The sequence below is a fragment of the Limnospira sp. genome, from assembly GCF_051859755.1.
GTDB lineage: Bacteria > Cyanobacteriota > Cyanobacteriia > Cyanobacteriales > Microcoleaceae > Limnospira > Limnospira fusiformis.
This window is the reverse complement of record NZ_JBIMLI010000018.1, coordinates 37,389-51,044: the sequence shown is the minus strand read 5'-3', so window position 1 is coordinate 51,044 and position 13,656 is coordinate 37,389. Positions and strand designations below refer to the sequence as shown.

Annotated in this window: 9 protein-coding genes; 6 read left to right on the top strand and 3 right to left on the bottom strand. The window is 44.1% G+C overall.

The annotated features are described in order from the left end of the window. Positions 1–650 precede the first annotated feature (650 nt). The 3 genes from ACTIE0_RS05350 (at position 651) to sds (ending at position 3,392) form a co-directional block, all read left to right on the top strand. Positions 651–1,256 (top strand): IS607 family transposase, encoded by a 606-nt coding sequence (locus tag ACTIE0_RS05350; protein ID WP_439516855.1) that lies wholly within the window; start codon positions 651–653, stop codon positions 1,254–1,256. Further along, on the top strand, positions 1,213–2,328 hold the full coding sequence (locus tag ACTIE0_RS05345; protein WP_439516854.1) for an RNA-guided endonuclease InsQ/TnpB family protein: 1,116 nt from the start codon (positions 1,213–1,215) through the stop codon (positions 2,326–2,328). The genes ACTIE0_RS05350 and ACTIE0_RS05345 overlap by 44 nt, the downstream gene beginning before the upstream one ends. 92 nt (positions 2,329–2,420) lie before the next feature. Then, positions 2,421–3,392, top strand: a complete 972-nt coding sequence (gene sds, locus ACTIE0_RS05340; RefSeq protein WP_006625848.1) for a solanesyl diphosphate synthase — start codon at positions 2,421–2,423, stop codon at positions 3,390–3,392. Positions 3,393–3,484: 92 nt separating this feature from the next. Here sds and ACTIE0_RS05335 read toward each other — a convergent pair whose 3' ends face one another. Then, positions 3,485–4,927, bottom strand: a complete 1,443-nt coding sequence (locus tag ACTIE0_RS05335; protein ID WP_006669684.1) for a CHASE3 domain-containing protein — start codon at positions 4,925–4,927, stop codon at positions 3,485–3,487. A 263-nt stretch (positions 4,928–5,190) separates the two neighbouring features. Further along, entirely contained in the window at positions 5,191–5,679 is a 489-nt protein-coding gene (locus ACTIE0_RS05330) for a hypothetical protein (protein WP_006625846.1), read from the bottom strand. A gap of 192 nt (positions 5,680–5,871) precedes the next feature. On the opposite strand from ACTIE0_RS05330, the gene hetZ reads away from it, so the two are divergent. The 3 genes from hetZ (at position 5,872) to ACTIE0_RS05315 (ending at position 10,459) form a co-directional block, all read left to right on the top strand. Next, positions 5,872–7,032 (top strand): heterocyst differentiation protein HetZ, encoded by a 1,161-nt coding sequence (gene hetZ / locus ACTIE0_RS05325; RefSeq protein WP_006625845.1) that lies wholly within the window; start codon positions 5,872–5,874, stop codon positions 7,030–7,032. Beyond that, complete coding sequence (locus ACTIE0_RS05320) at positions 7,025–8,044, top strand: hypothetical protein (RefSeq protein WP_006669685.1); 1,020 nt, start codon at positions 7,025–7,027, stop codon at positions 8,042–8,044. Before hetZ ends, ACTIE0_RS05320 begins: the two co-directional genes overlap by 8 nt. A gap of 75 nt (positions 8,045–8,119) precedes the next feature. Beyond that, positions 8,120–10,459 carry a transglutaminase TgpA family protein gene (locus tag ACTIE0_RS05315; protein WP_006625843.1) on the top strand — a complete coding sequence of 780 codons (2,340 nt, stop codon included), beginning with the start codon at positions 8,120–8,122 and terminating at the stop codon, positions 10,457–10,459. Here the strand turns inward: ACTIE0_RS05315 and ACTIE0_RS05310 are convergent, their stop codons facing one another. Beyond that, complete coding sequence (locus ACTIE0_RS05310) at positions 10,460–13,585, bottom strand: diguanylate cyclase (RefSeq protein ID WP_006669686.1); 3,126 nt, start codon at positions 13,583–13,585, stop codon at positions 10,460–10,462. Between the last annotated feature and the right edge of the window lie 71 nt (positions 13,586–13,656).

The following is a 13,656-nucleotide window of genomic DNA, read 5'->3' as shown; positions in this document are numbered from 1 at the left end:
CAAGCACGGTTCTGAATGGGAGAGGGTGAAGGTGACTTCACTCTCGACCCCTAACCCTTTAAGGGGAAAGGATGTGATTGAAAGCTAATGCCTAACTGTAATGGTTAGGATATGCCCACTAATCACGGTGTGGATATAGAGACCGCGATAAGTAGGAGTTTAATGGCGAAAGCGAGTTTAAAGACTAACGCAAGCATATAGCTCTGAAAGTTGAAGTACGAAAGCAAGGGGTAGTAACCTTGTTCCTACTGACAAATAGGGTATCCACATCAGGAGCCGTGTGATGGGAAACTATCAAGCACGGTTTGGAAGTGGAGTTGGGGAAGGTGACTTCCCTTTCGACCATAACCAGGTGGCAATACCGCTCACATCGTGAAAATTCTGCTGAAATAGCGCAGCACTTTTGAGGAGAAAATAAACAAGCAAGAGCTACCGAAAACTCTTTAAACAGGGCAGTAACCGAAAACTCGGCGAATGAATTAGTCAGCGTAGTGCTGTAGAAATATTTTTGCTGTAAGGTAGATAGGGTAGGGCATACCCGAATCTTGGTTGCAATACCAAAACGCTTGGAGAGCATGATTTAATCTCAAATTAGGTTAATATTTTAGGGCAATATGGTATAATAAGCGAGAAGAGTTGAGGATAAACCTATTGCCAGATATGTCAAACCCAAGGAAGCGGCCCAAATCCTTGGAGTCCATGAAAGAACACTCCGCAGATGGGACGACAATGGCTCAATCGAGACCATCAGAACCCCCGCTGGGCAACGACGATACAACGTTGAGTCATATACTGCCAAATCAGGCAGTGACAAACGCAAAGTCGTTATCTATGCCAGAGTTAGTAGCCGCGCCCAGCAGTCCGACCTCAACCGACAGGTGGCCGCACTGTCCAACCTCTACCCCGAAGCAGAAGTCGTCTCAGAAATCGGAGGCGGGCTCAACTTCAAGGGAAAGAAAATGCTGGCCTTACTGGGACATCATTTGTCAGGAGATGTCCGCATGGTTGTCGTTGCCCACAAAGACCGATTGGCAATATGGGGATTTGACTTGTTTCGATGGCTCTGTGAGCAAAACAGGTGCTCACTCATGGTTCTCAACCAGACAAGTCTCAGTCCAGAACCAGAAATGGTTGAGGACATCCTCGCCCTCTTCCACTGCTTCAGTTCCCGATTATACCGACGGAGTAAATACAAAACTCAGGTCAAAGAAGATCCGGATTTACCCCAGCCCAGAGCTAAATCAAGTCTGGCGTAAATGGCTGGCTGCTTGTCGGTATTGCTATAACCAAGCAATTGCATTATCCCGGAGTGGTAAACGACTAAGCAAGTTAAAGTTACGCAATCAAGTGATGCAGAGTGACTTACCCGAATGGGTCAAAGAAACACCCTGCCACATTCGGCAAAATGCCATCTTTGATGCCTATCAGGCTTTGAGCGCCAGTCCTGGCGCAAGGTTTAGGAGCTGTCGGGCTAGTTCTCAAGCCATCAAGTTTAACGATGCTAATTTCTCTTCAGGGAGTTGGTATCCAAGACTAACGAAAGGATTAATTTTCATGGTTTCCGAACCCATCCCTAAAGCTTGCGGGCAAGGGACTCAGTTGGTGTTTACCAAAGGTCGATGGTTGGCGATTTTCCCTGAACCAGTTGCCGTTACCCCAACTGAAGCTACTGGCGTAATTGCATTAGACCCGGGTGTGCGAACTTTCATAACTGGGTTTGATGGCTCTCGGTTTCTGGAATTGGGCTCCGGGGATATTGGAGGCATTACTAGGCTATGTCAACATTTGGATGATTTGATGAGCCGAATCGCCAAGGAACCCTGTCGTTCAAGAAGGCGACGGATGAGGCAAGCGGCTCAACGAATGAGAACCAAAATCCGCAATCTAGTTGATGAAGCCCACAAACAAATTGCTCACTACTTGACTCACAACTACAGCCTAATTTTTTTGCCCACCTTCGAGACTTCCGATATGGTTGCCAAGGTGAAGCGTCTAATCAGGTCTAAGACTGCCCGCGCCATGCTGACATGGGCGCATTATCGATTCAAACTAACCCTGAGACATCAAGCCGAGATAACTGGAACCACAGTTGTAGATGTGACGGAAGAATACACCAGCAAAACCTGTACTCACTGTGGTCATGTGCATTCCCAGCTAGGTGGCTCAAAAGTGTTCCGATGTCCTGAGTGTGGGTTCACTCTACCCAGGGACTGGAACGGTGCTTTTGGAATCTTTCTAAAAGCTTTGCGGGATACCGCCTCTGTTACCTTAACGGGTAATAGTGCTATCGTCGCATTGTCAGGCAATAGCCGGATAAATGTCGCGTAAATGTATCAGTTTGGTGAGATGATAGCCTTAGCTTAAAATCGAACTATAATATGTAAAATTTTGTTAATCATCCAGCCTGAGTTGGCAAACCCATGACCTCTCGCACTCTTCTATTTTCGACCGTTGAAGCAGACCTAAAACTGCTAACCGATAACCTGAAACAACTGGTGGGCGCTCGTCACCCGATCCTGTATGCAGCAGCAGAGCATTTATTTAGCGTACAGGGAAAACGGGTGCGTCCGGCGATCGTGCTGCTAATATCTAGGGCAACCATGCCCGATCACGAAATCATACCTAAGCACCGCCGTCTGGCTGAAATCACAGAAATGATCCATACTGCTAGTTTGGTTCATGATGACGTGGTGGATGAATCAGAACTGCGGCGGGGTGTCCCGACAGTTCACAGTTTGTTTAATAACCGGGTGGCGGTTTTAGCCGGAGACTTCCTATTTGCCCAGTCCTCCTGGTATTTAGCCAACCTGGATAACTTAGAGGTAGTTAAACTTCTGTCACAGGTGATCATGGATCTGGCAGAGGGAGAAATTCAACAGGGACTAAATCGATTTGACACTAGCTTGTCCATTGAAGCCTATCTCGAAAAGAGTTACTACAAGACAGCATCTTTAATCGCCAATAGCTCTAAGGCGGCTGGTCTGTTAAGTGGAGTGTCAGCAGAACTAGCAGAAGATTTGTATAAATATGGTCGTAATATTGGCTTGGCGTTTCAAATTGTCGATGATATTTTAGACTTTACAGGTTCGACGGAATCTCTAGGTAAACCGGCTGCTTCGGATCTCAAAAGCGGAAACCTGACAGCCCCGACGCTGTTTGCTTTGGCAGAAAAGCCTTTTCTGGAAACTCTGATCGATCGCGAATTTGCTCAAGATGGGGACTTGGAACAGGCGATCGCCTTAATTCAAGAAAGTTCTGGGATTGAGAAATCCCGAGAACTCGCCATCCACCACGCCCAAGTCGCCGTAGAACATATCAAGCAGTTACCCCCTTCGGAGTCTCGTCAAGCTCTGGTGGAATTAGGGGACTATGTGGTGAGTAGAATATACTGATTTATTAGGTTCGGTGGGGGTGGCGACATCTCCCCCATCAGGGATTTGGTATCAATTTCCATGGTGAAAATTGCCAGTTGGGGAGACTTTGGTTATACCAAAACCCGGAGAGTATGGGCCGCCTGATTCAGGTTTTGAGTACCGACTTGGGTTTGTTGAATGCCACTAGCGGTTTCCACTGCTGCATGATTAATAGCATTGGTAGCTGTGACAATTTGCTGAATAGCGATCGCCTGTTGTTCAGAGATTTGAGCAATTTTTTGATTACTCGCGACCACATTTTTAATGCCATCAGCCACCTCTACAAATACATTAGCAGTATTTTCCGTCATTTTCATACCCACCTTAACGTTTTCTGTTCCCTTTTGTGCAGCTTCAATGGTAGATTTCAGGGAATTTTGAATCAGACCAACCAAATTATCAATCTCCCTAGCTGAGTTTCGGCTTTGGTCTGATAACTTACGAACCTCCAGCGCCACCAAACCAAATCCGCGACCGGCTTCTCCCGCACGCACAGCTTCAACAGAGGCATTCAGAGCCAATATATTTGTCTGATTAGCTAAACTAGATACCAAATTCGATATAGTGCTTATTTCCGCCGTATGCTGTCTCAAAACCTCAATTTGTTCTGAGATATTTTCGACATTATTAGTTAATTCAGCAATACTTGCCAAGTTTTGTTGGACTACTTGATTGCCATGTTCACTGATGTCTAAAACCTGTTGAGCCTTTCCTAAAGCGTGATCAGCATCCTCCGCTGATTGTTTAGCCCCTTCGCTAATTTGTTGAATAGCATTAGTAGTTTGATTAATGGAAACAGCTTGACTGCTGGCTAGTCTCTGCTGTTGTTCAGTAGCCACGGCAATTTCTGCTGAGGAGGTAGCCAGAACCTGTGTAACTTGTTGAATAGGATTCATAATCACACGAATCACAATAAAGCTAGTTATAGAGCCAATGGTGATTACCAGCAAAAAATTACCCCAATTAATGATTATTGCTAAATTTTCGAATACTTGATAACGCTCATTTCGGTCAATCAATAAATTTTGTTCCTCCTCAATCATCCTATTAATTTCACTGCGAATATTATCCATAAGTTGCTTACCAATTCCCGAATTAACCCAGGCTAAAAATTGTTCTGATTCTCCGGATCTAACTGAATTTATGGTTTGTTCAAGTAGCGCCAATTTTTGGTTAGTTAAGTTTTGAAGATTGGTTAATCTCTGGGTTGGTATGGAATTACCTTGCAGCAATTGAGATAAAGTGTCTAAATTACCCTCGATTTTTGTATTAGCTGAATAATAGGGTTCCAAAAAACCTTGGTCTTTGGTAATAATGAATCCCCTTTGAGAGCTTTCTGCATCGACCAAATTTTTGTAAATATCCTGCAAATTCAGCTTAACTTCGTAGGTATGAACTACCAACTTAAAGGATTGATCTAGAGTTCTTTGTTGCCACTCTTCCACTAAGGTACTGATGCCGACTAATAAAAAAATTGCACTAAATCCTAGATATATTACTTGATTAATTTTCATAATACAAAGCTGCCAGATTTTGGTGAGAAATAGTTGACCGTGTGAGCAGTTTTGATGAACGGAAATTGCTGCCTGACCCCACCCGAATCCTAGGTGGAAATAGCAGATGCAAGGGGCTGATTTAGGGAAAATTTTTGGGGGTTAATTAACAGTCACTATAATTATATAAAATACCTGTGATTTTGACAATTAAGAAACCATTAAGAAACGGAGTTTTGAGGGTCAAGGGAAGGAGAAAGTGGTACGGGGGTAAGGGGACTGATTTAAGCAATATCTGGAGGGATAGGGCGAGACTTAGAGCGACGCAGAGACTGATATTGTTGTAGGTAAACTTGGATAGTATCCTGTACATCTTGGCGTTTAACCTCAGTAGCAGCGTCAAGATGACCAGGCTGGTCAAAGAAAATAAAACTATCTAGTTGGGGGATAGCGATCGCCTGAAACAAAATGTGGGTAACGGGAACGGGGACAGCGACCACAGAAGTGGAAAGATCTATCCTAGAGTGAACGGAAGCATCATCTAAACTAGAAAAAGCATAAATAACTTGCTTTTGTAGATCGGGATTATCCACATTACCGAGAGTAGTTAATACCAAATTTTGGTCAAGACTGGTCAAAATAAAATACTGTAGGTGTGCTAATTGAGCGGCCAGTAATTTGAGACCGGGAGCGATCGCCTTAATAATGTCAGGAGTAGAACCATCCTGGGGGGCATTTTCAATCAAGGCTTGAATTTGTTGGTCGAAATCCATTGTTAAACTTGAGTAAGTGCTGATTTTCGCGCTACATGATAACCGAGAAAACCCCAATTGATCAGGTAGGCGACTAGAAAATTGCCGGTGTTGTGATCGTAACTAAACACAACCCGGTTGGGAAACCCTCCGGAAACTCAGAGGCTTTACTGGAAAGCATAGGTTAGGGTCATTGTTACTAAAATTATCATCATGGGGGAAATCTGCCAGAGCCATAAAATTTTTCAACGGTTGTCCGGTGAGCTAAAACAGGCCACCCAGGCATCTGAGCAGAACTGTCAGGATATCGCTTGGCGCTTAACAGAAGAAGCAATTCGGATCTGTACAGAAAGCCAGCGCATCCAAGCCTCGGGGGATGTGGAGACTTGGGCGATGACACTCGCACAGCATCGCTTACAACAATGTCTTCACTATTATAAACTCAGGTCAAAGCAGGCACCGTTGGAACTCCACAGCACTCTCAGTGCCATTATCTATCGATATATCACACCGCGCCAGGTTCAATCAAGTTATCACGCTAGATTGGAACTGATTAGGGACTTTTTACAGGGGTTTTATGTTGAATCACTAAATGCCTTCCGCAAGGAAAACCAAATTCCGGCCGATTATCGTCCCCAGACATTACTGGAACTAGCGGAATATCTAGCCTTTACGGAACGATATGGAAAACGGCGTATTCCTCTCGCCCGAGGTCGTAGTCAACAATTAATCATTCTACGATCGCAGACATTTTCTCAACAACAACCCAGAGAAGCGTTTGTGGATCTTGATCAAGCCGCAGAAGGTGGGATACAGGATTCTGATCAAACCTGGAACGACTCATCTGTACAAGAGGTGCGAGCCGCCATGGTGGCTGAGTCCAACGAACCAGAACTAGAATCCCTACGCCAAACGGTTGTGGAAGAGTTAATCGAATATCTTGAGGAACACAATCAAAAAGACTGTGCCGATTATTTCACCTTGCGAATGCAAGATTTGCCAACTCGAGAGATAGAGGCGATTTTGGGGCTAACCCCTCGCCAACGGGATTATCTTCAACAGCGATTTAAATATCATTTGTTGCGATTTGCTTTGAGTCATCGTTGGGAATTGGTGCATCAGTGGTTAGAAGCGGATTTAGATCGCAATTTGGGTTTACTCCCCCACCAGTGGGAGGATTTCCAGAGTCAACTTAGCCAAGATCAAAAGGATTTGCTAAGGTTAAAGCAAAAGGGGCTATCTGATCATGCGATCGCCGAAAATCTAGGTTGCAAGGCGACTCAAGTACAAAAGCGGTGGTTTAAAGTTTTGGAATTAGCCTGGGATCTTAGAAATCGTTCAGTGTCCGGAGCTAGTGCATCTACTGATGAATAACGAAATAAATCCAGATCGTCAACTCTCCGAGTGCCAGTTTTTCGAGGGGTCTGAATCACAACCCCTTGAGACTGCTTCCTCTGCTGCTGGTGAACCTGCTACCTCAGCAGATCAATTAGCAAATAGTTCTAGGGTCGAAGAACCAGGGTGGTCAGAAGCCGATCTACTGGACTATGAAGAGATTGACGTTTTCTACCCCAACGACGAACCAATTAAACTGGGAGAGATACCAACCGTGAAAGACAGATTTGAAAGCCTGTTAAAAAACAGGTTAAGAATTGAGATCCAAGAAAAACCACCGCTATTCCCTTGGGAAACTGAACTCGGCGCTGATGCTATTTACCCAGACGTGATTAGCGATCCGACTGTTCCCAATCCTTCTTGGTGGAATGCTCAAAGGGAAAACCTGAAATGGTCTACTTTTCTACCAGAAACGGTTTTTGCTGATCTTCTGACTCCGTGTCAGAAGGTTTTGCATTCAACCCTACAACAAGGCGCGAAACTGGTGGAAGCGGTGGAAAGTTTTTTCCCACAAGCCTCTGATTTGCTTAATGAATGGGCAGGTAGGCTGGTTTTAGGGGAAGTTCGCGATCCTGAATTGAACAAGCTACAACTCCCCCCCTATGAGACGGCTAATCAACAACAGCAAATGGTTTTGTTGCTACTGGCGGCGCGAGAAATCCTCGATACGCTGACGATAACTTGTTTTTTGAATAAGTCGGTAGGGCTTCAGGAGTGGCAAACTAGCTTAGGGCTGTTAACAGTACAAGCCCAATATCAGACCCGCGATTATGGCAATTGCTTAATGATTTTGGCTAAATTACCTGCCGGTGGATGTCTGCAATTGAAGGGAAATCATGGCGAAATCACGGCTAGACGCACCGAGGCTGGATATGTGACCATGGAGCTGGTAGATCCAGAGCCTAATCATATCTATCGACTCAATGTGTTGTTTTATGACTGCGAACAAAATCCCCTCTGTTTTGCCATTTACCCTCGGATGATGAGTTAAATTTTGATAGGTGAAGCTGATTTTCAGAAATATGGGTTACAGTAATCTGAGAGTGACTAGCAGATTTTCAAATCCATGACAGCCGATATCCCTATCTTCAGTCAATTGTGGCGACGGATCGAAGCAATACCTCAACCTGAGCCAGAGGACTCACTTCTGCTCCGCATTTTCGTGCAGTTATTGGTGGTTGTGGGCATTATTGCTACTGATGTGGCGATCGAGGAGCCACTAAATCTATGGGCGATCCCTGTCAGTTTGGTGGGGGCGACCTGGAGTTGGTTTCGTCGTCGTCATCGTAATGTGCCAATTAAATTTTGTATTGCTATTGGTATGTTGGTAGCAATGGCGGTTTTTTTCAGTCGTCTAGTGCTGGAGTTGATCGATACCAGGATTGTTTTGGCACAACTGTTAATTAATTTGCAGGTTCTCCATAGCTTTGATCTGCCCCGACGCAAGGATCTGGGCTATTCGATGGTCATTGGCTTGATTTTAATGGGGGTGGCTGGTACTCTTAGCCAAACTTTGACTTTTGGGCCGGTGATTTTGGTGTTTTTGGCGCTCTCGTTGCCAACTTTAATCTTAGATTACCGTTCCCGGTTGGGATTGGAAAAGTTGAACCCCTCGGAGGCTAGTTCTCCTAAATTGAGGATTCCTTCTAACTTGAATTTCAAGTTTTTGGGGGTTAGCTTTCTGGCTATTGTGGCTTTGGGATTGGTGATTTTTGCCCTTCTCCCTCGGTTTCCTGGCTATCAACTGCGGAACTTTCCGATGAGTTCCCCTATTCAAATGCCACGAGGGGAATTTGATGGCAGACAAATTTTTAACCCTGGTTATACGGGGGATTCTGGAGATGGCACGGGGTCGGGAATTGGACAAAATCAGGAGTCGGGGGCGGGTGTTTTAGATGAGGTTCAATATTATGGTTTTAACACTCGGATTAATCAGAATCTTAGGGGAAATTTAAGGCCGCAGGTTGTGCTGAGGGTTCGATCGCAAGCACGGGGATTTTTTCGGGTGATCGGCTTTGATAAGTACACGGGTCAGGGATGGGAAATTTCCCGCAATGACCAGGTAGAAACTGTCCAACGCACTTGGTGGTCCTATCTGTTTAATCTGTTTCCGCCACCGACACAGGCTAGAACTAGGGAGGTGATCCAAAGTTATACGGCGGTGATTCAATTACCTAATTTAATCCCGGCTTTAAAACAGGCTAAACAATTGTATTTCCCGACTGAGGAAATTGCGATCGACCGAGAGGGAACTTTGCGATCGCCTTTGATGTTGCGGGAGGGATTAACCTATACGGTGATTTCCAGAGTCCCCTATCGTAACCGCACCCAGTTGGGTCAAGCCTCCACTGACTACACACAAGCTATTCGTGATTACTATTTGCAGGTTCCTGATGAAATTCGGGACAGGGTGCGACAAAGAACCGAGGAGATTTTGGCGGCGCGGAATCAATCCAACCCTGAGCAACAAGCCTTAACATCTCCCTATGAAATAGCCCTTTATTTAGCTCAATACTTAAAACAAAGCCCCGTTTATAAACTACAAGAAGACCCGCCTTTTTTGAGACCTGATGAGGATTTGGTGGAGGCGTTTTTGTTTGGCTATAAAGATAGTCCAGAGGGAGAAATTATCAGAGGCGGTTATCCAGATCACTTTGCGACGGTGTTAACCATTATGTTGCGTTCTATTGGCATTCCGGCGCGACTAACGGCGGGTTTTGAACCGGGTGAGTTTAACCCATTTACGGGGTTATATGTGATTAAAAATACTGATGCTCATGCGATGACGGAGGTTTATTTTCCTGAATATGGTTGGTTTGCTTTTAATCCCATTCCGGGGATGGATTTAATCCCGCCTTCTATTGAGGAAAATCAGACTTTTAGTGCGCTGAGGGCTTTTTGGAATTGGGTGGCGGGATGGCTACCTTCTCCGGTAACAAATAGTTTACAGAGGATATTGGCGACTATTTTCGGGGCGTTGGATACGGTTGTCGGCTGGTTTATCGATCTGTTTACTAGGGGGTGGGTTGGCTTGTTTACGGCGACGATAACTTTATCTGGTGTCGGGTTCCTAAGTTGGTTGCTGTGGGATGGATGGAAAAATTGGCGCGAGAGGCGACGCTTGGCTAAATTACCCCCGGAAGAAAGACTATATCAAAAACTGTTGGCATTATTAGCCCAACGGGGTTATCCGAAACATCCCGCCCAAACTCCGGTGGAGTATGCAGAGGCGATCGCTAATCAATGTTCTGTTGATGAAGCTGAGGCGATATCAGAAGTTTGTCAAACTTATGTGCATTGGCGATATGGACGCAGAAACACTAATTTAACTCAACTGCAACAGTTAGTTAAAAACTTGGAAAAAGCCGGGATTAAGCGATTTCAGCAACGATACAGACGCAGATAGTTAGTGGCTATTGTGTTCTGGGTAATTCGCGATCACATATTGGTTTCTGCCATTGTTTTTGGCTTGGTAAAGGGCGCGATCGGCATCAAAAAGAAGTTGGGTTGGTGATTGTTTGTGGCTGGGAATTTTACTGGCAATTCCCATACTCACAGTCACCCGTTGGAAGTTAGCAGGAATTGCGCCGGGCTGCATATTTAACTTGAACACAGCTTCCTGTATTTGTTGGCTAATTTCTAGACCACCTTCTATGGGTGTGTTGGGTAATAAAATCACAAATTCTTCGCCACCATAACGGGCGACTAAATCCCTCGGTCGTTTCAGGGAATTTTTGATGGCATTAGCTACCCTTTGCAGGCATTTATCCCCGGCAATGTGTCCATAAGTGTCATTATAACACTTAAAATAATCAATATCACACATGATTATTGATAGGGGTTGTTTTTCCCGTTGCAGTTGTAACCATTCCTGCTGTAAAATATGATCAAAATGGCGGCGGTTAGCGATTCCGGTCAGAGAATCGAGATTGTAGACTTTCTCGAGTTCCTCATGGGCTATCTGAAGCTGATGATATAGTTCGCCTTGTTGAATGGCGATCGCTAACTGTTCTGTTAGTTGTTTCAGCATATCGATTTCTGCGGGTTTATAGTTGTTATCTTCTGAGGAAAAATAAGCGATAAGTAGTCCCCAAAGTTGCTCGGCTTCTAACCAAATGGGGAAGATTAAATGAGTCGGTCCTTGAAATTTTTGCCACCTTTCCACAGAAGCATTAATTTTTCCGGTGCGACAAGATTGGGCAATTTCCAAAATTATTTGGTCAATTTTGATAGTCATGACCGGATCTATTGCACAAAAAAGTAGGTCAGAGTCCCTAGATAGTTCCCTAGAATGAGCGATGATTTCATAACTCCAATTTAACTGGAATTTGCAAACTAAAACTATGTCATTTCCCAGAAATTTGGAGACTTCGACAACGGTGGTATTAAGGATATCCTGAACATGGAGCGATCGCCTGATTCTATTGGTGACTTTTGATAAGATATCCTGTCTCTCAGATTGTTGTTGAATGGCAATTTCTGCCTGTTTTAATGAGGTTAAATCTCGGACAGTGACAATCACTTCATTTACTGTGCCATCAGGTTGCAAAATCGGGGAATAGGTGGCTCCGATAAACCTGGGTTCTCCCGGAAAACTTAACCAGGCTTCATAGCGGACTATTTCTCCGGCTAGACATCTATCAAATAGAGGCTTAACTATTTCATTAAAAATCTGTTTACCTAATACATTTTCGATGATATTGCCAATAATAAAATCCTCGGATTTTCCGGTTAAATTGGCGTAGGTTTGATTAACAATTTGGTAAATATAATCCCGATTAATTAAGGCGATCGCTTCCGCAGTCGTGGCAACAATACCCTGGAAACGCCGCAGATTTTCTTCATATTTTTTGCGTGCAGTAATATCAAAAACAATGCCATGCCAAATATTACCTTCTGGGGTTGATTGGGGTTGAGCATTACATTCTACCCACTTCATTTTTCCCGAATTAGTAATAACCCGACCTTGCCAATACCAGGGTAAAAATTCCTGCAAAGATTGTTGCATTGATTCACGCAAAGACGGTAAATCATCTGGGTGGATTAAGTTAATCAGAGAATTGATGTCTGCCAGAATAGTATTAGCTTCTAATTCAAAGATATCAAAGCAGTGATGACTCACAAATTTAAAATCAGGCAGATTTTGGGAGTTGTTTGGACAGTAACTATAGACCATTCCCGGCATATTAGTTACCAATGCTTCAAACTTGGCTTGACTAAGTTTTAGGGAGGTTTCGGCTTGTTTACGGTCAGTTACATCTCTGGAAATACAAAGGATAGATGTAAGATTTTTGCCTTGGTTAATTTCTGGGACGATCGCCATTTCAAAATAGCGCCAACCATTAACTGTCTCAGCTTCAAATTCAATAATCTGTTTTTCACCAGTTGTTAATAACCGATTCGCCGCCGCCTCCCAATTCTCAGCCATGGCTGCCGAAAATGGCAAATCCCGGCAAGTTTTGCCAATCCAAGTCTGTAGAGGAATTTCGGTTAATTGGCTTAAAATGGGACTGACATAAATATGTTTAAAACTGGTATCAAAGCGTTGAATAATATCCGGGGAATTTTCGATGAGGGTTTGATATTGTCTTTGGGAGTCTAGGAGGATGGCTTCTATTTGCTGTCTGTGGATGATTTCATTTTGCAGTTGCTGGTTAATTTTTTGGGTTTTGCCAGCATAACGCCAAGCATATTGACCTAAATAGACGGTGAGTGCCATAGTCCCAACTATGATTAAACCTGCTGATAAAACCAGGGTAGGAAGGGGAGATTTTTCCTCTTCAATCCAAGCAGGTTGCGGAGAAATTTGGACTGTCCAATCGGCTCCATAGGCGCGGACAATTGAGGTTTTTTGAAAGGGAGATTCTGAGAAATCACCATTGCTATAAACTAAATCCCCACGGTCATATATTTGAATCGTATACAAGGGAGATATGGGCAAAATCCCATCAAAGAAAGATGTAAATTCAAAGACTCCCACAATAAACCCATCATGGCGCTCATTCACAAACAAAGGAATAATTACTAGAAATCCCTCGCCACCCTGAACTAATGAAATATGTTTACTCAGGATAATCTGATTGAGGTCTCTGGCTACTCTTAAACTAATTCGGCGACGGGGTTCTTGTGTCCAATCCATATCCTGGACTTGTTCGTTTCCCTCTAAAGGAACTATCCAACGGACGATAAAAGATGGATCTACCCAGAGTATGGCTTGATAGCCATGAGTATCATCTAAATAGTTGCTGACATCAGCTTCCCAAAATTCTCGGGAAGTGCCATTACTGAGTTCCCAACGCTTGGCGATACGATTTAGGGATACAATGTGGCTGGATAACTCTCGATTGAGGATAGACTGGATACTGTTGGCTTGTTGTTGCACCAGTTGTGCAAAATGCCGTTGCTCTCGGATGTAGAGTTTGTGCCAAATCAGCAGCACGGCGAGAGTGGCGATCGCACCAATGAATAAAGCTAACCAGCAGTATTTAAATCGCCTCTTAATGGACTGTAACCATCGATGTAAATGTGACAAGACCGCTGACCCCCATATAATAAGAGTCTATATTTGGTATATTATAGCCCTTGGGGTTCCCGTAGAGAGTT